The following is a 22,594-nucleotide window of genomic DNA, read 5'->3' on the forward strand; positions in this document are numbered from 1 at the left end:
GCGACTTTCGCCCCGCGGCAACGTTGCAGCGCTCGTCGCCGCCTTTCCTCCTGTCAACCGGGCCACCGCCCCTCTCTATACGGATCGATCCATGACGCTCTCCGATTCCGCTCTCGATCAACTGTTCCGCACCGCCCGCACGCACAATGCCTGGCAGCCGAAGCCCGTCGACGACGCGCTGCTGCGCCAGCTCGTCGAGCTGACCCTGTGGGGGCCGACCTCGGCCAACGCCAGCCCGGCACGTTTCGTGTTCGTGAAGTCGCCCGAGGCGAAGGCCAAGCTCAAGCCGGCGCTGGCCGAAGGCAACCTCGACAAGACCATGGCCGCGCCCGTCACGGCGATCGTCGGCATGGACATGGCCTTCTACGAACACCTGCCGAAGCTGTTCCCGCACGCCGACGCGCGAAGCTGGTTCGCCGGCAACGACGCGCTGATCGAGGCCACCGCGTTCCGCAACGCGTCGCTGCAAGGCGCGTACCTGATCCTCGCCGCGCGTGCGCTCGGCCTCGACGCCGGCCCGATGTCGGGCTTCGACGCGGGCAAGGTCGAAGCCGCGTTCTTCGCCGGCACGCAGGTCAAGGCGAACTTCCTGATCAACCTCGGCTACGGCGACCCGGCGGGCCTGTTCCCGCGCAGCCCGCGCTTCGCGTTCGACGAGGCCGCCCGCATCGAATAAGCGCGAGGCCGATGCCGCCCTCGCCCTTGCCGCCCTTGCCGCCCTGGTCGCGTGCGATGCGCCGAGGCGGCATTGGCCGAAGTTCGTTTGCGAACATCGCGCACCCCGCCCCTCCACCGCCCCACCCCACTTCAGTTGTCCCGATCATGCGACGCATCCCCGCCTTCCTGTTGCGGATGACGACCTTCGGCGTGCTGTTCCACGTCTATGTCGGCCTCCGGTTGATTCCCGATTTCTCGTCGAACGCCGCGCGCGTCGCGGCCGTGCTGTGGCTCGTCGCCTCGTGCTTCGTGATTCCGCTCGGCATGCTGTCGCGCACGTTCGAGCGCCAGCCGCTCGGCGACCGCGTGGCCTGGGTCGGCCTGCTCGAAATGGGCTTCTTTTCGTCGCTGCTGGTGCTGACGCTGCTGCGCGACGTGTTGCTGCTCGTGCTGGCGGGCGTCGATGCGCTTGCGCCGGACGTGGTGCGGCTCGCCGACTGGCGCGCGGCGACGGCGCTGGCCGTGCCGCTGCTGGCGCTGGCCGCCAGCGCGATCGGCTTCCTCAACGCGCGCCGCCTCGCACGCGTGGTGGAGGTGGCGGTGCCGATCGACGGCCTGCCCGCCGCGCTCGACGGCTTCACGATCGTGCAGATCAGCGACGTGCACGTCGGCCCGACCATCAAGCGCGGCTACGTCGAAGCGATCGTCAATGCGGTGAACGGCCTGCAGCCGGACGCGATCGCGGTGACGGGCGACGTCATCGACGGCAGCGTGGCGCGGCTCTCGCCCCATACCGCGCCGCTCGGCCAGTTGCGCGCGCGGCACGGCGCGTTCCTCGTGACCGGCAACCACGAATACTATTCGGGCGCCGACGCGTGGGTGGCCGAGTTCCGCCGCATCGGCCTGACCGTGCTGATGAACGAGCACCGCACGCTGGAGCACGACGGCGGCCGGCTGGTGCTGGCCGGCGTGACCGACTACACGGCCGGCCAGTTCGATCCGGCGCAGCGCAGCGATCCGGCCGGTGCGCTGGCCGACGCGCCCGCCGACGTGCCGTGGCGCGTGCTGCTCGCGCACCAGCCGCGCACCGCGAACGCGGCGGCCGAGGCCGGCTTCACGCTGCAACTGTCGGGGCATACGCACGGCGGGCAGTTCTTCCCGTGGAATTTCTTCGTGCCGCTGCAGCAGCCGTTCGTGGCCGGCCTCGCCCGGCTCAAGGGGATGTGGGTCTATACCAGCCGCGGCACCGGCTACTGGGGGCCGCCGAAACGCTTCGGCGCGCCGTCGGAAATCACCCGCATCCGGCTGGTGACGGGGCGCGCGGCTTAACCCCGGCCCGATCGGGGCAAGATTCTTTCCTCGAAAGCCACCACAAGCAGAAAAATCCGCAAGCCTGGCGCCCCGAAACCGAAATTTCCGGGGCGCGTGCGGGGGCATAGTGATCGTCATTCCGTTCCCCATGGAGTCGATTTCATGCTCACCGGACATCCGGTCCCGCTCCGCTCGCAATGCCATGTCGACGGCCGCTGGATTTCCAGCGACAGCGGCGCGACGCTCGACGTACGCAACCCCGCGGACCAATCCGTCATCGGCCAGGTGCCGATGCTCGATCGCGCGCAGATCACGGCCGCGATCGATGCCGCGCAACGCGCGTTCGAACGCTGGCGCTGGGTGCCCCAGGCGCAACGCAGCGCGCTGCTGCTGCGCTGGCATGCGCTGCTGATCCGCCATCTCGACGATCTCGCGGCCCTGCTGGCGCTCGAACAGGGCAAGCCGTTCGCGCAGGCGCAAGGCGAATTGCGCTACGGCGCGAGCTTCGTCGAATGGTTCGCCAACGAGGCGAAACGCCCGGCCGGCCGCACCCTCGCATCCCATATCGACGGCGCCCATCTGGGCACGATCGCCGAACCGGTCGGCGTGGCCGCGCTGATCACGCCGTGGAATTTCCCGATGGCGATGATCACGCGCAAGGCGGCCGCCGCGATCGCGATCGGTTGCACGACGGTCGTGAAACCTGCCCACGAAACGCCGTTTTCCGCGCTTGCGCTGGCGCATTTCGCCGAGCAGGCCGGCTTTCCGCCCGGCGTGTTCAACGTGGTGATCGGCGAGCCGCAGATGGCGATGGAAACGCTGGTGTCGGATACCCGCGTGCGCGCGGTCAGCTTCACCGGATCGACGCGCGTGGGCGGGCTGGTGATGCAGGCCGCCGCCGCCACCGGAATCAAGAAGGTGGCGCTCGAATTGGGCGGCAACGCGCCGTTCATCGTCACCGCCTGCGCCGAACTCGAACAGGCGGTGGCCGTGGCGGTGGCGGCCAAGTTCCAGACCTCCGGGCAGGATTGCTGCGCGGCGAATCGCATCTATGTCGCGCGGCCGCTCTATGAAGCCTTTCTCGACCGTTATGCCGCGGCCGTGCGCGTTCTGAAAACGGGGCCGGCATTCGAACCGGGCACGCAGATCGGGCCGCTGATGCACCAGGCCGCGTTCGATGCCACCGTCGCGCGCGTGGCCGACGCGCGCGAGAAAGGCGCGCGCATCCTGGCGGGCGGCGGCCCGCATGCGCTGGGCGGCTGGTTCTTCGAGCCCACCGTGATCGCCGATGCGCGGCCCGGCATGCGCGTGGTCGACGAGGAAAACTTCGCGCCGATCTCGGCCGTCAGCGCCTTCGACACGCTCGACGAGGTGATCGCGGCAGCCAACGACACCGAATACGGCCTGGCCGCCTATGTGTGCGCGACCCGCGCCGACCTGATCTTCCAACTGGTGCGCCGGCTCGATTTCGCGATGATCTCGGTCAACGGATCGAGCTTCACTGGCGCGCCGGTGCCGTTCGGCGGCATGAAGGCGTCGGGGCTCGGCCGCGAAGGCGGCAGCGAGGGCTTCGAACCGTTCACCGAAACCAAATATTTCTGCCTCGGCGATCTCGGCCTGCCCGTGACGCCGATGGCTTGACGCAAGCACGCCAGGAGACGCCATGACTCAACCGCTCGACACGCTGTTCGATCAGGACCGCGAACATTTCATGCACCCGTCCACCCACGCCTACGATCACGCGTCCGGCGCCCTGCCGGGCAAGATCATTCGCGGCGGCAAGGGCATCCGCATCCAGGATCACCAGGGCCGCGAATACATCGACGCGTTCGCCGGGCTCTACTGCGTCAACATCGGCTACGGACGCACCGAGGTGGCCGACGCGATGCATGCCCAGGCCAAGGAGCTGGCCTATTACCACACCTACGTCGGCCATTCCTCGGACGCGATCATCGCGTTGTCGGCGCGCATCATCGATTGGTCGCCGCCGGGCATGAAGAAGGTTTATTACGGCATGTCCGGCTCCGATGCGAACGAAACCCAGGTCAAGCTCGTCTGGTACTACAACAACGTGCTGGGACGGCCGAACAAGAAGAAAATCATCTCGCGCGAACGCGGGTATCACGGCTCGGGCATCGTGACGGGCAGTCTCACGGGCCTGCCGAGTTTTCACCAGCATTTCGATCTGCCGATCGATCGCGTCAAACACACCGTCTGCCCGCACTGGTATCGCAAGGCACCGGCCGGCATGGACGAGGCCCGGTTCGTCGCGTATTGCGTCGAGGAACTGGAGCAACTGATCGCCCGCGAGGGCGCGGACACCATCGCCGCCTTCATCGCCGAGCCGGTGATGGGCACCGGCGGCATCATCGCGCCGCCGGCGGGCTACTGGGCCGCGATCCAGCAGGTGCTGCGCCGCCACGACATCCTGCTGATCTCCGACGAGGTGGTGTGCGGCTTCGGCCGCCTCGGCTCGAAGATGGGCGCCCAGCATTACGGCATCGAGCCCGACCTGATCACCGTCGCGAAGGGCCTGACGAGCGCCTATGCGCCGCTGTCGGGCGTGATCGTGGGCGAACGCGTGTGGGACGTGATCGCGCGCGGCTCGCGCGAGCATGGCCCGATGGGGCACGGCTGGACCTACTCGGGGCATCCGGTCTGCGCCGCCGCCGCGCTGGCCAACCTCGACATCCTCGAACGCGAGAATCTCGCCGGCAACGCGGCGCAGGTCGGCGGCTATTTCGGCGAGCGCCTGCGCGAAAGCTTCGACGCGCATCCGATGGTGGGCGAGGTGCGCAGCGTCGGCATGCTGGCGGCGCTCGAATTCATGGCGGACAAGGATGCGCGCCTGCCCTTCGATCCGGCGTTGAAGATCGGCGCGCAAGTCTCGGCGGCGGCGCTCGAACGCGGCGTGATCGCGCGCGCCATGCCGCACGGCGACATCCTGGGCTTCGCACCGCCGCTGGTGATGACGCGTGCCGAGGCCGACGAGATCGTCGCGACGGTGAAGCAGGCGGTGGACCAGGTTGCCAATCGTGTCGCGGCCGGCGCCAGGTAAACCCGCACGACGCGCAGGACTACTCGCGAATGACGGAGCGCCACGCCCGGTTTTCCTCGTTTCGGAGGAAGCACGCTTTTTTGGCATCCCCTAACGTGATTCATCCAATCGACGACAGGGGACAGCATGAAGAGCGAGCAGGCAAGACCGGGCGGCGCGCGGATCAAACTCGATCGCTACGACATCGCGATCCTGCGCATCCTCTCGACCGAAGGGCGCATCACGAAATCGCGGCTCGCGCAGGAGGTGAACCTGTCGATTTCGCCGGCCTGGGAGCGCGTCAGGCGGCTGGAGGCGCAGGGCCTGATCCGCGGCTATCGGGCCGAAGTGGACTGGGCCGGCGCGTTCACCGGCAGCCGCGTGGTGGTCGAGGTGACGCTTGCGCGGCATACCGCCCAGGACATGCGCCGCTTCGAGGAGCGGGTCGCGGCGGCGCCCGAGGTGGTCGAGTGCCTGGCCACCGGAGGCGGCGTCGATTACGTGATGCAGGTGCTGTCGCGCGACATCGCGCATTACCAGCAGTTCATCGATGCCCTGCTCGATGCGCCACTCGGCATCGAGCGTTACTTCACTTACGTGGTGACCAAGGTGATCAAGACCAAGGCGGACGGATTGCCGTCGTGGGCGTCCGACGCGAGCGTGCCGGCCCGGTGAGGGCGCGGCGCATTCCGGCATCAGGCACGACAACGAACCGGCGCCCATGGCGAGCCGGCGAGCCATACACCCTACCCAGAAAGACAAGGAGATCGATCATGAAGATGCTGAAGCCGGCACTGGCCGCCCTGGCGTGCGTCGCGCTGTGGACCAACGCATGCACCGTGTCGGCCGCCGGCCTGCCGGGCGCCGGCAAGACCGTCCATTACGCGCAGACCGACGGCCTGGGGGCCAACTACGTATCGGTGCAGATCGCCATCCGGGCGCTCAAGGCGATGGGCTACGAGGTCGGACTGAAGACGATGGGCACGGTGCTGTTCTTCCAGGCGGTGGCGCAGGGGGATGTCGATCTGGAAACGGACGTCAACTTTCCGCAAAGCGACCCGAGCTTTCGCGCGGTCCAGGATCGCGCCGCACGGGTCGGCAACGGACAGATCGACGGCGGCGGCATCAACGGCTACCTGATCGACCGCAAGACGGCGCTCGCGCACGACATCACCAGCCTGGAGCAGATGAAGGACCCGAAGATCGCCGCGCTGTTCGGCAACGGCGGCAAGGCGCAACTGGTCAGTTGCGATCCCGGCTGGAGCTGCGGCGACGTGGTGAACTACCAGTTGGACAAATTCGGGCTGCGGCAGACCGTCAGGCCGGTGACCGGCAAGTACGAGGCGCTGATGGCCGACGTGGTGTCGAGGATCAAGGCCGGCGAACCCGCGTTCTTCTATGCCTGGAGCCCGTCATGGACCACCAGCGAGCTGGTGCCCGGCAAGGACGTGGTCTGGCTGCCGACGCCGGCCGACGCGCTGCCGCCGAACGTTCCGAACGCGGGATCGGCGCTCGTGAAGGACGTGCCGGGCTGCGCGGGCGGGGCGAATCCGTGCCGGATGGCGATGGCGTCCTGGAACTACGCCGCAGTGGCCAACAAGGCGTTCATCGCCGCGAATCCCCCGGTGCGCGCGCTGGTCGAGCAGATCCACTTCCCATCGTCGACCTGGTCGAACTGGGAGCTCGCGATCAGCCAGTCGCATGGCGCGTCGTCGATCGTCGACACGCTGGCCGACCAATGGATCGCCGCGAACAAGGCGACGTTCGACCGATGGGTGGCGACGGCCAGCGAGGCGCGTTGAGGCGCGCCTGCGCCCGTTCGTTCGTTCGTTAGTCGCACTCTCGAAGCGCGCGCCCGCAACCGGCGCGCGCGCCACGCCCTGCGGCATCTCCCCGATGCCGACCCCGGCGGCCATCGTCGCCGCCATGCCGTCGACACGGCCGACACGGATCCGCATGCGCGGCGTCCGATCCCTCGCGTTCGCCAGACGCCCGACCGTCCGGGCGAGGCTTCGTAGCCCCCACCTCCACCACGCCGCGCGCGAGCACCTGCATCGCGCCATGGCTCTCGCGTTCCCGTCATGTCGCCCGCCTGTTCGTTCATCGCACGCGATGTTCGTACGAACCAAGTTTTCGCTTGACCTTGCTCGTTTGCGAACATACGATGCCATCCATACGCGAAGTCAGTCATCCGACAACGAATGCCAATAGGCTCTGAATCACGGTTTCATCGCACGAATCCGCCGAATTCCAGCCGCTTGTTCTGGCGCTAAGTTGTCCGATCACAGATACCGCGACCTGCCGGTTCAGAAACGGCACCGATATGGACGGAGACAAGGTAGTGAAAACGATCAAGGGTCTGCGCTGGTGGATCATCGTGCTGGTCAGCCTCGGCACGATCATGAATTACCTGGCGCGCAATTCGCTCTCGGTGCTCGCGCCGCAGCTCAAGCACATCTTCGAACTGACCACGCAGCAGTACTCGTATATCGTCGCGGCGTTCCAGATCGGTTACACGATCATGCAGCCGATCTGCGGGCTGGTGGTCGACATCCTCGGCTTGCGGCTCGGCTTCGCGCTGTTCGCCGGGCTGTGGTCGCTGGTCGGCATGGCGCACGGCTTCGCCTCGGGCTGGCTGTCGCTCGGCCTGCTGCGCGGCCTGCTCGGCCTGACCGAAGCGGCGGCGATTCCCGCCGGCATGAAGGCGGTGGCCGAATGGTTTCCCGACCGCGAGAAATCGGTGGCGGTGGGCTACTTCAATGCCGGCACCTCGCTCGGCGCCGCGCTCGCGCCGCCCGTGGTGATCTTCCTGTCGATGCGCTTCGGCTGGCAATCGGCGTTCGTCGCCACCGGCGCACTCGGGCTGGTGTGGGCCACGCTCTGGTATGCGTTCTACCGCTCGCCGTCGCAGCACGCACTGATCGGCGCCGCCGAACTCGACCTGATCCGCGGCGGCCAGACCCGCTTCCCGCCACGCGAGCGCCGCCGCATCGGCGACGTGATCGCCTCGCGCCGCTTCTGGGCGATCGCGCTGCCGCGCTTTTTCGCGGAGCCGGCCTGGCAAACCTTTTCGTTCTGGATTCCTCTGTATCTCGCCACCGAGCGCAAGATGGATCTCGCGCAGATCGCCGTGTTCGCGTGGATGCCGTTTCTCGCGGCCGACCTGGGCGGCATCGCCGGCGGCTACCTCTCGCCGTTCCTGATGCGCCGCTTCCGCCTGCCGCTGATCTGGTCGCGCGTGGCCGGCGTCGCGCTCGGTGCGCTGATGATGATCGGCCCGGCCGCGATCGGCCTGGTGGCGTCCCCGTATCAGGCCATCGCGCTGTTCTGCCTCGGCGGCTTCGCGCACCAGATGATTTCCGGGCTGGTCAACACGCTGGCGGCCGACGTGTTCGACCCCGAGGAAGTGGGCACCGCGAGCGGCTTCGCCGGCATGGCGGCCTGGATCGGCGGGCTCGGCTTCTCGCTGGTGGTCGGCGCGCTGGCCGACCGCGTGGGCTACGGGCCGCTGTTCGCATGCCTCGGCGTGTTCGACATCGTCGGCGCGACGCTGCTCGCCGTGCTGATCCGCGGCCAATCGCGCGAGCAACGCGCGACGGCCGCGCCCTGAGGCGCACCGCCCCCTATTCGATTACTGCACCCGTTCGAGGACAGGACCCATGGTTTCGATGCTTCACCCTCCCCGCTTCTCGGTGGCCGCGCACGGCGGCAACCGGCTCACGCTCGCCGGCGACGGCGGCGCGACGATCGACGTGTTCGTGCTGGAAGACGATATCGTCCGCGTGCGCGTGCTGCCCGACGGCGCCGCGCAGGACGCCGCCACCTGGTCGATCGCGCCCGGCGCGGAAGACGTGCCGCTGGCCGGCCGCGACCGCCTCGACCTGTCCGGCTACACGCTGCCGGCCTACGCGTTCTCGTCCGACGACGCGCAGGTGCGGATCGAAACCGCCCAGGTGCGCGTGGAGATCGCGCTGGCCGGCGGCCGCTTCGTCTGGCATCTGCGCGACGCGGAAGGCGCGTGGCGGCAGGTGCTGGCCGATCGCGCCACGCAGGCCGTCAACTTCGGCTGGTGGGACGCGCGCACCTATCACTACACGGCGCGCGAGCGCGACGAGATGGTGCTCGGCCTCGGCGAGCGCGCCGGCGAGCTGGACCGCTCGGGCCAGCGCTTCGAGATGGTCAACATCGACGCGATGGGCTACAGCGCGCGCCATACGGACCCGCTCTACAAGCACATCCCGTTCGCGATCACCTGGAAGCCCGAGGCCGCGCTCGGCTACGGCCTGTTCTACGACACGCTGGCCGATTGCGCGTTCGACGTGGGCCGCGAACTCGACAACTATCACGGCCACTACCGCTATTTCGTGGCCGCGCGCGGCGATCTGGACTACTACTTCATCGCCTCGCCGGGCACGCCGCTGGCCGCCACGCGCCGCTTCACCTGGCTGACCGGCCGCCCGGCGCTGATGCCCAAATGGGGCCTCGGCTACTCCGGCTCGACGATGACCTACACCGATGCGCCCGACGCCCAGCAGCGCATGAACGAATTCATCGATGGTTGCGCGCGCCACGATATCCTCTGCGACTCGTTCCATCTGTCGTCGGGCTATACGTCGATCGACGGCAAGCGCTACGTATTCAACTGGAACCGCGAGAAATTCCCCGACGTCGAGGGCTTCGTGCAGCACTACCTCGATCACGGCATCCGCCTGTGCCCGAACATCAAGCCGTGCCTGCTGCGCGATCACCCCGAATTCGCGGACGCGCAGCAACGCGGCCTGCTGATCGTCGACGCGAACGGCGAGCCGGCCTGGGTGCAGTTCTGGGACGAAGTGGGCGCGTATCTCGACTTCACGAACCCGGCGACGATCGACTGGTGGCGCGAGCACGTGACCGACGCGCTGCTGCGCTACGGCATCCCGGCCACCTGGAACGACAACAACGAGTTCGAGATCTGGACCGCCGACGCCTACGCGCACGGCTTCGGCCAGCGCTTCCCGGCGCGCGACGCCAAGGTGCTGCAGACCATGCTGATGATGCGCGCCTCGCGCGACGCGCAGCGCGCCTACGCGCCGGACCAGCGGCCGTTCCTGGTGTCGCGCTCGGGCGGCGCGGGCATGCAGCGCTACGTGCAGACCTGGTCGGGCGACAACTACACCTCGTGGGACACCCTGCGCTACAACCTGCGCATGGGCCTCGGCCTCGCGCTGTCGGGCGTGTCGAACACCGGCCACGACATCGGCGGCTTCTCCGGCCCCGCGCCCGAGCCGGAATTGCTGACGCGCTGGGTGCAGTTCGGCGTGTTCATGCCGCGCTTCAGCATCCATTCGTGGAACGACGACGGCAGCGTCAACGAACCGTGGATGTACCCCGAGGCGACGCCCGCGATCGCCGATGCGCTGAAGCTGCGCTACCGGCTGATTCCGTACCTGTATCACCTGCTGTGGCTGTCCACCACGCAATACGAACCGGTGCTCGCGCCGACGCTGGCGCGCTTCCCGCACGACCGCCGCTGCCACGAGGCGAACGACGAGATGATGATCGGCGAGGCGCTGCTGGCCGCGCCGGTGGTGGACGCCGGGCAGACCGAACGGCGCGTATACCTGCCGGCCGGCGAGCGCTGGGTGTGCGTCGAGAGCGGCCGCGGGTTCGACGGCGGCCAGGCCGTCACGCTGCCCGCGCCGCTCGACGGGCCGCCGCCGATGTTGCTGCGCGAAGGCCACGTGTTGCCGCTGAACACCGCCGAACAGCACTTCGCCGCGCGCGCCGACGCACGCGGCTTCGTGCTCGCGCCGCGCGCGGCCGACGGCACCGCATTCGGCGAATGCGTGGAGGACGACGGCGAAAGCGAAGCCTGGCGGCGCGGCGACACCGGCACCTGGCGCATCGCCAGCCGCGCGCAAGGCAGCGCGCTGCATCTCGAGGCGAGCTGGAGCGGCGCCTACCGCCGCCCGTTCGACGTCGTCACGCTGCGTCTGCCGGCCGGCGAAACGCGCGCGGTCGTCACGCCCGGCGCGCAGGTCACGGCCGATGCGAACGATGGCCGCTGGCGCACGCTGACGCTGGCGCTGCCCGCGTAAGCCGCGCCGCCGCGCGTGGCACCTGCCCGCGCGCGTACCGATTCGCGTCACGCGCCGCCTGCCGCCCGACAAGCGGCGTCGCACGATCCACGGCCTGCCGACAGACCCGACAGGCCCGACGGGCGCTTCATCACAACAGCGGATAGCCATCTTCCGCGATCCTTTTCAGGAGACACCCATGTCCACCCGCCTCGCGCTCGGCCGCTCGCTGTTCGCTACCGCCGCCGCGCTGGCCGCCGGCCCCGTGCTCGCGCAGAGCAGCGTCACGTTGTACGGCGTCGCCGACAACGCGCTCACCTACGTCAACAACCAGAACGGCCATTCGAACGTGTACCTGCGCGACGGCAACCTGTACGCGTCGAAGTTCGGGCTGCGCGGCAACGAGGATCTCGGCGGCGGCACCCATGCGATCTTCGATCTGCAGGCGGGCTTCAACCTGAACACCGGCGCGCAGGCCTCGGCCGGCACGCTGTTCAACCGGCAGGCATTCGTCGGACTCCAGAACGATCGCTACGGCACGCTGACGGCGGGCCGCCAGTACACGCCGTACTACCTGTTCGTGGGCGCCTACGATTCGAGCAATTGGCTGACCGGCGCGACCGGCGCGCACCCGGGCGACATCGACGGCCTCGATACCACGATCCGCATCAACAACGCGGTGACCTACACGTCGCCGACCCTCGGCGGCTTCAGCGCGAGCGCGATGGTGGGCGTGAGCGGCATTCCCGGCAGCGCCGGCAAGGGCAACACGCTCAGCGCGGCGCTGCGCTATGCCAACGGGCCGCTCGGCATGGCGGTGGGCTACCTGCGCATGAACAGCTCCGGGCAGCCGGCCGGCTTCTCGAACCCGAGCATCGCACCGAGCGCGAGCTTCGCCACCTCGGTGCTGAACCAGGGCTATCTGACGGCGCGCGCGGTGCAGCACATCGCGGCGTCGGGCAACTACAAGTTCGGCAACCTGCTGCTCGGCCTGAACTACTCGAACGTCGAGTACCTGCCCGGCGCGCAGTCGGCGTTCTCCGACACGGCGATCTTCAATACCTACGGCGCGATCGCGGTGTACCGCTTCACGCCGGTGTTCTCGGTGGGCGGCGGCTATTCGTACACGACGGCGGCCAAGGCCAACGGCATCTCGAACGCCGCGCGCTATCACCAGGTATCGCTCAAGGAGTCGTACAACCTGTCGCCGCGCACCATCCTCTATGCCGTGCAGGCCTACCAGCACGCCGGCGGCGACACGCTCGGCGCGAAGGGCGCGGGCGATATCGTCGCGGCCGCACCGGCCGTGGGCGATTCGCAGCAGTTCACCGCCTCGTCGACGAAATCGCAGTTCGTCGGCATGGTCGGCATCGCCGTGATGTTCTAAAAAGGGCAGCCCGGCCAAAGTGCCGAAACGACGAAGGGCGAGCCTGCGCCCGCCCTGCGTCATGTGCATCGTGCCGGAACCGTCAACCCGCGATGCGCCCGTCGCGCTCGCGCAGCGAGGCCGGCAGCGCGAACCACACCAGCCCCGCGCAAATCAGACTGAGCAAGCCGATCACGTAGAGCGCCGGCGTGGTCGAGCCGGTCAGGTCGCGCACGCGGCCCACCATCACCGGGCTGACGATCCCGCCCAACTGCCCGAGCGTATTGATCAGCGCGATGCCGCCCGCCGCGCCCGCGCCGGTCACGAGCTTCGGCGGCAGCGCCCAGAACGCCGGGATCGACGCCACCACGCCCGCGCCCATCACCGCCAGCGCGATCACCAGCAAGGTGGTCTGCCGGTCGAAGAAGCCGGCCGCGAAGAAACCGAGCGCGGCCATCATCAGCAGTGCGAACACATACTTGCGGCGCTCGCCGCTCGCATCCGACAGCCGCCCCACCACCACCATCGCGATCGCGCCGGTGATGTACGGCACCGAGGTCAGCAGCCCGATCAGCGTCGGGTTGTGCGTGCCGGCCGTGCGGATCAGGTGCGGCGCCCAGAAATTCAGGCCGTACGACGCGATCTGGATCAGGAAGTAGACCAAACCGAGCATCAGGAAACCGGGCGTCTTCAGCGCGCCCGCCAGCGAGTGGCCGCCCTGCGGATGGCGGCTCTGCTGCGCGATCTGCCCCGACAGCCAGGCCTTCTCGTCGCCCGACAGCCAGTGCGCGTCGTCGATGCGGTCCTTCAGTTGCGTGAGCACCAGCAGCCCCAGCCCGATGCACGGCACGCCGCCGAGCAGGAACAGCCAGTGCCAGCCCGGCATGCCGAGCGCGCCGTTCAGGTGGCCGAGCACGAGGCCGGCGGCCGGCGCGCCCACCAGCCCCGAGAACGCCGAGGCGAGGAACAGCATCGACGTGATGCGGCCGCGATGGCTCGGCGGGAACCACAGCGTCAGGTAATAGAGCACGCCCGGCGCGAAGCCAGCCTCCATCGCGCCGATCACGAAGCGCAGCCCGTAGAACTGCCATTCGGTGTGGACGAACACCATCGCAGTGGTGGCGATGCCCCACGAAATCATGATCCGCGCGATCCAGCGCCGCGCGCCGACCCGATAGAGGAACAGGTTGCTCGGCACCTCGAACAGCACGTAGCCGATCACGAACAGGCTCGCGCCGAGCCCGTAGGCGGTATCGGACAAGCCGAGGTCGCCCTGCAACTGGAACTTGGCGAAGCTGATGTTGATCCGGTCGAAGAACGCGAACAGATAGCAGATCATGATCAGCGGCATGATCCGCCACGCGACCTTGCGGATCACCTGAATGCCGGATTCGCCGCTGGCGGCGCGGCCCTCCGTTGCGATTGCGCTGCTGGTTGTCATGCTTGTCTCCAGGCCGGGCTGGCGTGCGCCGCCCGGTCGAATTGGTGAATGAGGACTGCGATGTTTTGCGTTGCGTTGCGATGAAGCCGTGATGCGATGCGTGCTCAGGCGATCCCGGCCACGTAGTCGGGCGCGGGGTGCAGGTCGGCGTTGCGGCCGGCCTTCGCGACCTGCCCCAGCACCGCGTGGCCGACCAGCGCCGGCAGCGTGCGCGACAGCACGATCAGCGCCGGCAGGTCGATGCCGGTGGGCACGCCGATCTCGTCGCACAGGTTGACGAGATCCTCGGTGCAGATGTTGCCGGACGCGCCCGGCGCGAACGGGCAGCCGCCGAGGCCGCCGAGCGCGGCGTCGAAGCGGCGCGCGCCAACCTCGTAGGCGGCCAGCACGTTGGCGAGGCCCAGCCCGCGCGTGTTGTGGAAATGCAGCGTCAGCGCCGAGGCCGGCACGCGTTCGAGCACGCGCGCGACGATCCGCGCGACCTGACGCGGGTTCGCCATGCCGGTGGTGTCGGCCAGCGTAATGCCCGCGATGCCCAGCTCGCGATAGGTGTCGACGATATGCAGCACGCGGTCCTCGTCGATGCGGCCTTCGAACGGGCAGCCGAACGCGGTGGCCACCGTGGCGTTGAGCGAGACGGCCGCGCCGCGCACTTGCGCGACGATGTCGCCGAAACCGGCCAGCGAGGCCTCGCAGCTCATGCGCATGTTGGCGCGGTTGTGGGTCTGACTGGCCGACATCACGAGGTTCAATTCGTCGGCATGCGCGGCCAGCGCGCGTTCGGCGCCCTTCGCGTTCGGCACCAGCGCCACGTAGGTCACGCCCGGCGCGCGGCGCATGCCGCGAAACACGGCGTCGCCGTCGCGCAGCGCGGGAATCGCCTTCGGCGAGACGAACGAGCCGGCCTCGATGCGCGTGAAGCCGAGCGACGACAGGCCGTCGATCAACGCGATCTTGTCGGCCGTCTCGACCCATTGCGGTTCGATCTGCAAGCCGTCGCGCGGCGCGACTTCCTGGACGATCAGCATCTCGGTCGTGCTCATTGCACCGCTCCCTGCGCACGCAACCGTGCGATCTCGTCCTCGTCGTAGCCGAGCCCCGCCAGCACGCTCGAGGTGTGCGCGCCGAGCGCCGGGCCGGGCCAGTTCATGCCGCCCGGCGTGTCCGACAGCTTCGGCACGATGCCCGGCATCGCGACCGACGCGCCGCCCGGCAGCGTGGCCGGCAGCAGCATGTCGCGCGCCTGATAATGAGGATCGCTGACGATATCGGCCACCGAATAGATGCGGCCCGACGGCACCTCGGCGCGCTCCAGCGCGGCCAGCACGTCGTCGATCGAATGATGGGACGTCCAGGTGGCGATCGCGGCGTCGAGCATCACCGTCTGCTTCACGCGGCCGTCGTTGTGCGCGAGCGCAGGATCGTCGGCCAGATCGGGGCGGCCGATCGTGTGCATCAGGCGGCGGAAGATCGGATCGCTGTTGCCGGCGATCACCACGAACGCGCCGTCTTCCGTGCGGTAGGTGTTCGACGGCGCGATGCCCGGCAGCGCGCCGCCGCTGCGCTCGCGCACATGGCCGAGCAGGTCGTACTCGGGCACCAGGCTTTCCATCAGGTTGAACACGCTTTCGACCAGCGACACGTCCACCACCTGCCCTTCGCCCTGCCCGGTCTTCACGCGCAGCAGCGACATCAGCGCACCGATCACGCCGTGCAGCGAGGCCAGCGAATCGCCGAGGCTCACGCCGACACGCGCCGGCGCGCCGTCGATCTCGCCGGTGGTGTAGCGAATCCCGCCCATCGCCTCGCCGATCGCGCCGAAGCCGGGGCGGTCGCGGTACGGGCCGGTCTGGCCGTAACCCGAGATGCGCACCATGGTCAGCTTCGGGTTCAGCGCATGCAGCGTGTCCCAGCCGAGGCCGAGCTTTTCGAGCGCGCCGGGGCGCAGGTTCTCGATCAGCACGTCGGCTTCGGCCACCAGTTGCTTGACGATCTCGACGCCCTCGGGCGATTTCAGGTTGACGCAGACCGATTGCTTGTTGCGCGACTGCAGATACCACCAGAGCGAGGTGCCCTCGTGCAGCTTGCGCCATTTGCGCAGCGGGTCGCCGGTTTCGGGCGCTTCGATCTTGATGACCTCGGCGCCGAATTCCGCCATCAGGCGGGCGGCGAACGGGGCGGCGATCAGCGTGCCGATTTCGATCACGCGAATCCCTTGGAGGGGGCCACTCATGTTGCTGTCTCCGGTTCGAATCTTGATGGAGCACAGCGTAGGGTTGCCGGGCGGCGAACGTCCAACCGCATTTCGCCAAGCAGCGTTCGCGAACCGCGAACGCTGCCCGATGCGTCAGTCGTGGCGCGGCGCCTCGGTTTCGCGGGCCTCGATGGTGCGCAGGTGCTCGAACAGCAGCCGGCTGACGGGTGACAGCGCCGCCACCTCGCGCACCACCAGCACCAGCCGCCGGCGCGACCAGTCGTCGTCCAGGCCGATCGCGGCGAGCCCGAGCGGCCGCCCCATCAGTTCGTACACCTTGCGAGGCAGCACGCCCACGCCCATCCCGGCCTGCACCATCCGGCACACGGCGTCGAAGCCCGGCACGTGGATTCGCAGCCGCAGCGGGCGGCCGGCCTGGCGCGCCGCGAGATGGGTGCGCATGTTGATCGAACTGGAGACGTGCAGGCCCACGTGATCGCTGTCGAGCGTGGCCGCGAACGGCAGGCTGTCGTGCGCGGCGAGCGGATCGTCGGGGCGCGCCACGATCACCAGCGTGTCGTGGCGGTAGTGCTCGACGTGCAGCGCGCGCGTGTCGGCATCCTCCGAGCAGATGCCGATGTCGACCAGGCTGTCGTCCACCGCCTCCACCACGCCGCCGCTCGGCCGCTCCTCCAGGTCGAGCTTGACGCGTTCGTGCTCGGCCTGGAACGCGCGCAGATCCTCGGGCAGGAATTCGACGATGCCCGACAGGTTCGACGACATCCGCACGTAGCCGCGCACGCCGCTCGCATAGCCGGCCAGCTCGGCGCCGATGTTCTCGATGTCGCGCATCACGCGCCGCGCATGGTGCAGCAGCGTCTCGCCGGCCGGCGTCAGCGTCATGCCGCGCGCGTTGCGCTGGAACAGCGCCGCGCCCACCACCTGCTCCAGTTCGAGCAGGCGCTTGCTGGCGGCCGAGACGGCGATCGCCTCGCGCTCGGCCGCGCGCGTGAGCGTGCCTTCCTCGTGCACGGCGAGGAACAGTTGCAGCGTGGTGAGGTCGAGGCGTCGCAGCAGGGTTTTGAGCAGCATGGCCGGATCGGGCGGTGGCGGGTGCCACATTGTGCCCAATGTGCGGCGCGTCGCGCGAGTCGTGCCTGCCCGCACATGCCCGCAGATCGGCCTGCCCGGCGCGCCGCCTCGCCTGCTAGAATCGCGCCGATCCGTTCTCCGAAGGAATCTCCGTGGACAGTTGCCGCGAACCCGCCGCGCAACGCCGCGCCACCTGAACGCCCCCAGCCTGCCTGGCTGACGCCGCGTCCGGTCGCGCGGCGAGCGTCATCCTTGTTTCATATTCGGCCGCCTGCCGCGCGGTATCGTTACGGGTTGCGCCACGCGCGGCCGATTCGATGCCGGCCCGCTCGCGGCGCCCCCAGCCAGGCCTTGCACACCATGACCGTCGAATTCATCCTCCGCCTGCTCACCGCGTTCGCCTGCGGCGTCGCGATCGGCATCGAACGCCAGATGCGGCAGCGCACCGCCGGCCTGCGCACCATCACGCTCGTCACGTGCGGCGCGTGCCTGTTCGTCACGCTCGGCGTGATGACCGGTAACGGCGTGGCCGGCGTCACGCAGATCGCCGCCTACGTCGTGTCGGGCGTGGGCTTCCTCGGCGGCGGCGTGATCATGCGCGAGAAAGGCGCGATCCAGGGCATCAATACCGCCGCCACGCTGTGGTGCTCGGCCGCGGTCGGCGTGCTCGCGGGCAGCGGCCTGTACGTGCCGGCGCTGGCCGGCACCGTGGTCGTGCTGGCCGTCAACACGGTGCTGCGCTCGGTCAGCCACGCGATCAACGCCACGCCGGTGTCGAACGCCGACCTGATCCGCGAATACCAGATCACCGTGATCTGCCTGGCCGCCGACGAGATCCACGTGCGCACCCAGCTGTCGAATTCGATGTACGCGAAGCCGCTGTCGTTCCAGAGCCTGACGAGCGAGGACGTGTTCGACGAAGGCGCGCCCGATCGGATCAAGGTGACGGCCACGCTGAAGCTGCATCCGAAGGATCAGCCGAAGCTCGAACAGATCGCGAGCCGCATGAGCATGGAGAAGAGCATTTCCAGCGTCAGCTGGACAGCCAAGGAAGCCGAACCGCTGATGGAATGAACGACGCGCCGGCCGGAGCGGGTCCGGGCGGCGCGTCGGGCGATGCTGGCGGCGCGAGGCCGCGACCGCTCAAGGCGTTTCGATCAAGCCCATGCCGATTGCCTTGACCACCGCCTGCACCTTGTTGGCGGCGCCGAGCTTGGCCAGGATGTTGTTGATGTGAAACGTGACGGTGCGCTCGGAAATGTTGAGCTGATCGCCGATCTCGCTCGCGGTGCGGCCCTCGCTGGTCCACGCCAGCACTTCGCGCTCCCGCCGCGTCAGCGTCACGGACGACGACGGCGACAGCTTCGGCACCAGGAACTTGCCCATCAGCGAATGCGAAAGGTTGGCGAGCCAGTTGGCTTGCAGCGTCAGGCTGTTGATCTCGGCCGGCGTGAGGCGGTCGGAGCGGCGCGCGATGGTCAGCAGTCCGAACACCCCGCGCGCGGCCCAGGCCGATTGCGCCGCGCCCACCGACATGCCGAAATCGCGCGCGTCACGCCACAGCGCCGGCGCTTCCCCGGTATCCACATCGGGCCAGATGATCAAATTGGGGCTTTGCGCGCCGTCGCGCACGGTCGGATCGATCTCGATGTAGTTGCGTGCCTGATAGTGGGCCATCCAGCCCGCCGGATAGGTATCGAAGATCTCGACGACCGGCTGCGCGCCGGCCTGCGGCACGCGAATCCCGTAGCAGCAGTATTCGAAGCCGATCCGGCGCGAATACGCAGAGATCTGCTGAAACAGCTGCTGCTCGTTTTCGGCCGCATTGAACTGGTGGTAGGCATCCTGCCAGCGTAGTTCCATCATCTCTCCCACAGCTTCCACGCTGTCATTCTTGCTAGGTTACATCGGCGTCTCAGGCTTGATACATTGCCGCGCATGACACCCCCGCTGCTTCATCCGTACTGCGCACCTTCGGCGGATGGCTACGTCCGCCTGCCCTTGCATGCCTTCGCGACGCTCGCGTTCGAACACGTCGCATCGGGGCTCGACCCCGAACTGTCCGGCGAACTGCGCGCCGAAGGCCTGCCGGCCGACCACGCCGGCTTCACCGAATGGCGCCGCGCCGCGTCGCCAGGCTTTGCGCACCTGACAATCGGCTGGGACTGGTATCGCGATCCCGCCACCGGCCGCTGCCTGATTGCCTGGGACGACGTGCGCAGCAACCTGATGGGCGTCGACCGCTTCGGCACCGACATCGGCATGCACGCCACCGCCGCCGCCCTCGTGGCTTGCCTGAGCACATTCGACTGGGCTGCCACCGTTGCCGGCGCACTCGCCGCCGGGTCTGCGCCCCCCACTTCGGGCATCCAGCTTTCAATCTGACGACATATGCATCAGGCGGGATCTTATCGTCTGATCTGTTGCAAAACACGCAACGTTTGCATTTTCGGTTCAAGTCGGCCCGCAACGCAATCTCGTTATTGAAACACATCCGGCGCGCAAACCTTTGCGTGCCGAATCGGCCTGTCAGGAATAGCAGTTACCGGTCCTCGGAGCGCGCGCTGTAATGCGCCAATTCCAATCGGAATACACCACGAGGACACCATGCAGACATACGTACACGAGGCAGGCCGACTTTCCCCCCAACTCGCGGCCGAATTGGGGTCGTACCGTTATCGCGTCTTTGTCGAACAGCTCGGCTGGCAACTGCCGACCGAAGACGCGCAATTCGAACGCGATCAATACGATCGCGACGATACGGTCTATGTGTTCGCGCGCGACGCACGCGAGGAAATTTGCGGATGTGCGCGCTTGCTGCCGACCACCCGGCCCTATCTGCTGCAGGAAATTTTCCCGCACCTGTTGGCCGAGGACATGCCGGCGCCGCGCTCATCGGACATCTGGGAGCTGTCGCGTTTCGCGGCCAGCGCCGAGGACGGCGCCGAGGGCAACAGCCTGGCCTGGTCGGTGCGGCCGATGCTGGCGGCGGCCGTGGAATGCGCGGCGCGGCGCGGCGCGCGGCAATTGATCGGCGTGACGTTCTGCAGCATCGAGCGGCTGTTCCGGCGCATCGGCGTGCATGCCCACCGGGCCGGGGCGCCCGAATCGATCGATGGCCGCATGGTGGTGGCCTGCTGGATCGACATCGATGCGCAGACGCTCGCCGCGCTCGATCTCGATCCGGCGCTCTGCGCGACGCAGCCCGAAGCGGCCTGACGCCGCGGTGCATGGCGTAGACGAAGGCGCGAGCGGGGGGCCGCTCGCGCCTTCGTGCTTTCCGCGCCTTCCCGGCCTTCAGCCGAGCGCGGCCAGCATCAGGTCGAGGTTCTGCACGGCCGCGCCCGATGCGCCCTTGCCGAGGTTGTCGAACACGGCCGTCAGCAGCACGTGGCCGTGTTCGTCGTTCGAGAACACGCCGAATTCGATGTCGTTGGTGCCGTTCAGCGCCTGCGGATCGAGCTGGGCGACATCGCGGCTTGCCGTGGCCGGCAGCACCCGCACGTGGCGCGCGCCTGCGTAGTGGCGCGCGAGGCCGGCATGCAGGCGTGCGCCGTCCACGCCCGCTGGCAATAACCGCGTTTCGAGCGGGATCGTCAGCACGATGCCCTGCCGGTACCCGCCGTACGACGGCACGAACAGCGGCCGGTGCGCGAGGCCCGCATGGCGCACGATTTCCGGCGGATGCTTGTGCGCGAGGCCGAGCCCGTACACGCGCAGCGCCGGTGCGCCGCCCTCGCCGCTTTCATGCGCCTCCACCGCCGCGCGGCCGCCGCCCGAATAGCCCGACACCGCGTGAATCGACACCGGGTAATCGGCCGGCACCAGGCCCTGCGCGACCAACGGGCGCAACAACCCGACCGCGCCGGTCGGGTAGCAGCCGGGGTTGGTCACGCGCCGCGCCGCGGCAATCCGCTCGGGCTGCCCGTCGGCCATCTCCGGGAAGCCGTAAACCCACGCCGGATCGGTGCGATGCGCCGAGCTGGCGTCGATCACGCGCACCGATGGGTTGCGCACGAAGCCGGCCGATTCGCGCGCGGCCGCGTCGGGCAGGCACAGGATCGCGATGTCGCATTCGTTGATGGCCGCTGCGCGCCGCGCCGGGTCCTTGCGGTCGGCGGCCGGCAGCGTGGCCAGCCGCAGATCGGTGCGCCCGCGCAGCCGTTCGTGGATCTGCAGGCCGGTGGTGCCCTGGTCGCCGTCGATGAAAACGATGGGTCCGCTCATGTCGTGATGCTCCTGGTTACGCGTAGGACCGCGAACGAATCGCGGGTCGAATCGTGGTTCGAAAACGCCGTCGCCGATCGACGGCATGACCGATCATCGCGCTCGCGCTACACTTGGAAAAGTTGAATTTCGCGACGACGAGATTCATATTTTCTGAACGTGAGAATTTCCGCCATGCGCGAAATCAGTCTTGATCGCCTCCGCACGCTAATTGCCATCGCCGACCTCGGATCGTTCGCGGCCGCCGCACAATCGCTGCACCTCGCGCCGCCCACCGTCAGCCTCCATATTTCCGAGCTGGAAGCGCGGGTCGGCGCACCGTTGCTGTCGCGCACGCGCGGCAACGTGCGGCCGTCGGCGATCGGCGAATTGCTGATCGAGCGCGCGCGGCGCCTGCTGGCCGACGTCGAGGCCACGCTCGACGACGTCGAACGGCAGGTGCAGGGGCTGGCCGGCCGCGTGCGGCTCGGCGCCTCCACCGGCGCGTTCGCGCATCTGCTGCCGCAGGTGCTGGCGCGGCTGCGACGCGACCATCCCGACATCGACGTGCAGATCGCCGTGCTGACCTCGCACGACACGCTCGCGCAGTTGTCCCAGGGCTCGCTCGATGTCGGGCTGGTGGCGCTGCCGCAGGCCGCCGTCGCCGGCCTGACGATCTCGCCGTGGCGGCGCGACCCGGTGCTCGCGTTCGTGCCGGCCGACTGGCAGGCACCGGCGCGCGTCACGCCGGCCTGGCTGGCCAAGCGCCCGCTGATCCTCAACGACGCGAACACGCGGCTGTCGCGGCAGACCGTCGATTGGTTCGCCGCCGACGGGCATCGCCCCGCCCCGCGCATCGAGCTGAACTTCAACGACGCGATCAAGAGCTTGGTGGCGGCCGGCTACGGCGCCACGCTGCTGCCGCACGAAGCCGGCGCGCCGGCGCCCGACGCGCGCATCGCGATGCGGCCGCTGCGCCCGGCGCTGTCGCGCGAGCTCGGCATCGCGCATCGCGGCGGGCCGGTCGAAAGCGCCACGCAGCATGTGCTTGATGCGCTGTGGGCACTGCAAGCGGATTGAAGGTTGCTGGGGTCGGGTGGGCGGTCAGTCGACGCAGGCGGTCAGCGGCCGGCCCAATCAACCCGAATCCGATTTATTCCGCCGCATCCGCCGCGAATCTTGTCTTTCCCCCACCCGGACGGTAAGGTGAGCGGCCGGCGCGGACCGGCCG

At 68.6% G+C, this 22,594-nt stretch carries 19 protein-coding genes; 13 read left to right on the plus strand and 6 right to left on the minus strand.

The window, feature by feature from the left end; all coding sequences use genetic code 11:
- Positions 1-91: 91 nt before the first annotated feature.
- From AB4850_RS09325 to AB4850_RS09365, 9 genes are all read left to right on the plus strand, one after another.
- A complete protein-coding gene (locus tag AB4850_RS09325; RefSeq protein ID WP_414439535.1) occupies positions 92-676 on the plus strand; it encodes a malonic semialdehyde reductase in 585 nt (194 codons plus the stop codon).
- Between the two features lie 146 nt (positions 677-822).
- Entirely contained in the window at positions 823-1,986 is a 1,164-nt protein-coding gene (locus tag AB4850_RS09330; protein ID WP_414439536.1) for a metallophosphoesterase, read from the plus strand.
- A 144-nt stretch (positions 1,987-2,130) separates the two neighbouring features.
- Entirely contained in the window at positions 2,131-3,609 is a 1,479-nt protein-coding gene (locus tag AB4850_RS09335) for an NAD-dependent succinate-semialdehyde dehydrogenase (protein WP_414439537.1), read from the plus strand.
- A gap of 22 nt (positions 3,610-3,631) precedes the next feature.
- Positions 3,632-5,026: an aspartate aminotransferase family protein gene (locus AB4850_RS09340; protein ID WP_414439538.1), complete on the plus strand. Its 1,395-nt coding sequence runs from the start codon at positions 3,632-3,634 to the stop codon at positions 5,024-5,026.
- A gap of 126 nt (positions 5,027-5,152) precedes the next feature.
- Positions 5,153-5,680: an Lrp/AsnC family transcriptional regulator gene (locus tag AB4850_RS09345; RefSeq protein WP_414439539.1), complete on the plus strand. Its 528-nt coding sequence runs from the start codon at positions 5,153-5,155 to the stop codon at positions 5,678-5,680.
- A gap of 98 nt (positions 5,681-5,778) precedes the next feature.
- The gene (gene proX / locus AB4850_RS09350) at positions 5,779-6,807 is read left to right on the plus strand and encodes a glycine betaine/L-proline ABC transporter substrate-binding protein ProX (protein ID WP_414439540.1); all 1,029 of its coding nucleotides are present in this window, start codon (positions 5,779-5,781) and stop codon (positions 6,805-6,807) included.
- Between the two features lie 539 nt (positions 6,808-7,346).
- On the plus strand, positions 7,347-8,615 hold the full coding sequence (locus tag AB4850_RS09355) for an MFS transporter (RefSeq protein ID WP_414439541.1): 1,269 nt from the start codon (positions 7,347-7,349) through the stop codon (positions 8,613-8,615).
- Positions 8,616-8,664: 49 nt separating this feature from the next.
- Positions 8,665-11,085: a TIM-barrel domain-containing protein gene (locus tag AB4850_RS09360; protein WP_414439542.1), complete on the plus strand. Its 2,421-nt coding sequence runs from the start codon at positions 8,665-8,667 to the stop codon at positions 11,083-11,085.
- A 178-nt stretch (positions 11,086-11,263) separates the two neighbouring features.
- Positions 11,264-12,451, plus strand: a complete 1,188-nt coding sequence (locus AB4850_RS09365) for a porin (protein WP_414439543.1) — start codon at positions 11,264-11,266, stop codon at positions 12,449-12,451.
- An 82-nt stretch (positions 12,452-12,533) separates the two neighbouring features.
- Here the strand turns inward: AB4850_RS09365 and AB4850_RS09370 are convergent, their stop codons facing one another.
- The 4 genes from AB4850_RS09370 to AB4850_RS09385 all read right to left on the minus strand — a co-directional run bounded on the left by AB4850_RS09370 (position 12,534) and on the right by AB4850_RS09385 (position 17,157).
- Positions 12,534-13,871: an MFS transporter gene (locus AB4850_RS09370; RefSeq protein ID WP_414439544.1), complete on the minus strand. Its 1,338-nt coding sequence runs from the start codon at positions 13,869-13,871 to the stop codon at positions 12,534-12,536.
- 104 nt (positions 13,872-13,975) lie between these two features.
- Complete coding sequence (locus tag AB4850_RS09375; protein WP_414439545.1) at positions 13,976-14,914, minus strand: hydroxymethylglutaryl-CoA lyase; 939 nt, start codon at positions 14,912-14,914, stop codon at positions 13,976-13,978.
- Positions 14,911-16,104 (minus strand): CaiB/BaiF CoA transferase family protein, encoded by a 1,194-nt coding sequence (locus AB4850_RS09380; protein ID WP_414439546.1) that lies wholly within the window; start codon positions 16,102-16,104, stop codon positions 14,911-14,913. The genes AB4850_RS09375 and AB4850_RS09380 overlap by 4 nt, the downstream gene beginning before the upstream one ends.
- Before the next feature lie 114 nt (positions 16,105-16,218).
- Entirely contained in the window at positions 16,219-17,157 is a 939-nt protein-coding gene (locus AB4850_RS09385) for a LysR family transcriptional regulator (protein WP_414439547.1), read from the minus strand.
- A gap of 360 nt (positions 17,158-17,517) precedes the next feature.
- On the opposite strand from AB4850_RS09385, the gene AB4850_RS09390 reads away from it, so the two are divergent.
- Positions 17,518-18,231 (plus strand): MgtC/SapB family protein, encoded by a 714-nt coding sequence (locus tag AB4850_RS09390; RefSeq protein WP_414439548.1) that lies wholly within the window; start codon positions 17,518-17,520, stop codon positions 18,229-18,231.
- 69 nt (positions 18,232-18,300) lie between these two features.
- On the opposite strand, the gene AB4850_RS09395 is transcribed toward AB4850_RS09390, so the two are convergent.
- Positions 18,301-19,020, minus strand: coding sequence for an autoinducer binding domain-containing protein (locus tag AB4850_RS09395; protein ID WP_414439549.1), 720 nt, complete (start codon positions 19,018-19,020; stop codon positions 18,301-18,303).
- Positions 19,021-19,095: 75 nt separating this feature from the next.
- Here AB4850_RS09395 and AB4850_RS09400 point away from each other — a divergent pair, with 75 nt between their 5' ends.
- Both AB4850_RS09400 and AB4850_RS09405 read left to right on the plus strand, forming a co-directional pair.
- A complete protein-coding gene (locus AB4850_RS09400) occupies positions 19,096-19,542 on the plus strand; it encodes a DUF4902 domain-containing protein (protein ID WP_414439550.1) in 447 nt (148 codons plus the stop codon).
- Between the two features lie 222 nt (positions 19,543-19,764).
- Positions 19,765-20,376, plus strand: coding sequence for an acyl-homoserine-lactone synthase (locus AB4850_RS09405; RefSeq protein WP_414439551.1), 612 nt, complete (start codon positions 19,765-19,767; stop codon positions 20,374-20,376).
- Between the two features lie 78 nt (positions 20,377-20,454).
- Here the strand turns inward: AB4850_RS09405 and argC are convergent, their stop codons facing one another.
- On the minus strand, positions 20,455-21,384 hold the full coding sequence (gene argC / locus AB4850_RS09410) for an N-acetyl-gamma-glutamyl-phosphate reductase (protein WP_414439552.1): 930 nt from the start codon (positions 21,382-21,384) through the stop codon (positions 20,455-20,457).
- Between the two features lie 174 nt (positions 21,385-21,558).
- On the opposite strand from argC, the gene AB4850_RS09415 reads away from it, so the two are divergent.
- Positions 21,559-22,443, plus strand: coding sequence for a LysR family transcriptional regulator (locus AB4850_RS09415; protein ID WP_414439553.1), 885 nt, complete (start codon positions 21,559-21,561; stop codon positions 22,441-22,443).
- Positions 22,444-22,594: the final 151 nt, after the last annotated feature.

Source organism: Burkholderia sp. 22PA0106 (assembly GCF_047497155.1).
In the GTDB taxonomy this organism is placed as follows: domain Bacteria; phylum Pseudomonadota; class Gammaproteobacteria; order Burkholderiales; family Burkholderiaceae; genus Burkholderia.

What these genes read in the sequence shown, in the direction of transcription:
- AB4850_RS09415 (WP_414439553.1), top strand. Translation starts at nt 21,559, where the DNA reads ATGCGCGAAATCAGTCTTGATCGCCTCCGCACGCTAATTGCCATCGCC.
- AB4850_RS09405 (WP_414439551.1), top strand. Translation starts at nt 19,765, where the DNA reads ATGCAGACATACGTACACGAGGCAGGCCGACTTTCCCCCCAACTCGCG.
- AB4850_RS09375 (WP_414439545.1), bottom strand. Translation starts at nt 14,914, where the DNA reads ATGAGCACGACCGAGATGCTGATCGTCCAGGAAGTCGCGCCGCGCGAC.
- AB4850_RS09400 (WP_414439550.1), top strand. Translation starts at nt 19,096, where the DNA reads ATGACACCCCCGCTGCTTCATCCGTACTGCGCACCTTCGGCGGATGGC.
- proX (WP_414439540.1), top strand. Translation starts at nt 5,779, where the DNA reads ATGAAGATGCTGAAGCCGGCACTGGCCGCCCTGGCGTGCGTCGCGCTG.
- AB4850_RS09395 (WP_414439549.1), bottom strand. Translation starts at nt 19,020, where the DNA reads ATGGAACTACGCTGGCAGGATGCCTACCACCAGTTCAATGCGGCCGAA.
- AB4850_RS09365 (WP_414439543.1), top strand. Translation starts at nt 11,264, where the DNA reads ATGTCCACCCGCCTCGCGCTCGGCCGCTCGCTGTTCGCTACCGCCGCC.
- AB4850_RS09330 (WP_414439536.1), top strand. Translation starts at nt 823, where the DNA reads ATGCGACGCATCCCCGCCTTCCTGTTGCGGATGACGACCTTCGGCGTG.
- AB4850_RS09360 (WP_414439542.1), top strand. Translation starts at nt 8,665, where the DNA reads ATGGTTTCGATGCTTCACCCTCCCCGCTTCTCGGTGGCCGCGCACGGC.
- AB4850_RS09335 (WP_414439537.1), top strand. Translation starts at nt 2,131, where the DNA reads ATGCTCACCGGACATCCGGTCCCGCTCCGCTCGCAATGCCATGTCGAC.
- AB4850_RS09390 (WP_414439548.1), top strand. Translation starts at nt 17,518, where the DNA reads ATGACCGTCGAATTCATCCTCCGCCTGCTCACCGCGTTCGCCTGCGGC.
- AB4850_RS09325 (WP_414439535.1), top strand. Translation starts at nt 92, where the DNA reads ATGACGCTCTCCGATTCCGCTCTCGATCAACTGTTCCGCACCGCCCGC.
- AB4850_RS09385 (WP_414439547.1), bottom strand. Translation starts at nt 17,157, where the DNA reads ATGCTGCTCAAAACCCTGCTGCGACGCCTCGACCTCACCACGCTGCAA.
- AB4850_RS09340 (WP_414439538.1), top strand. Translation starts at nt 3,632, where the DNA reads ATGACTCAACCGCTCGACACGCTGTTCGATCAGGACCGCGAACATTTC.
- AB4850_RS09380 (WP_414439546.1), bottom strand. Translation starts at nt 16,104, where the DNA reads ATGAGTGGCCCCCTCCAAGGGATTCGCGTGATCGAAATCGGCACGCTG.
- AB4850_RS09345 (WP_414439539.1), top strand. Translation starts at nt 5,153, where the DNA reads ATGAAGAGCGAGCAGGCAAGACCGGGCGGCGCGCGGATCAAACTCGAT.
- argC (WP_414439552.1), bottom strand. Translation starts at nt 21,384, where the DNA reads ATGAGCGGACCCATCGTTTTCATCGACGGCGACCAGGGCACCACCGGC.
- AB4850_RS09370 (WP_414439544.1), bottom strand. Translation starts at nt 13,871, where the DNA reads ATGACAACCAGCAGCGCAATCGCAACGGAGGGCCGCGCCGCCAGCGGC.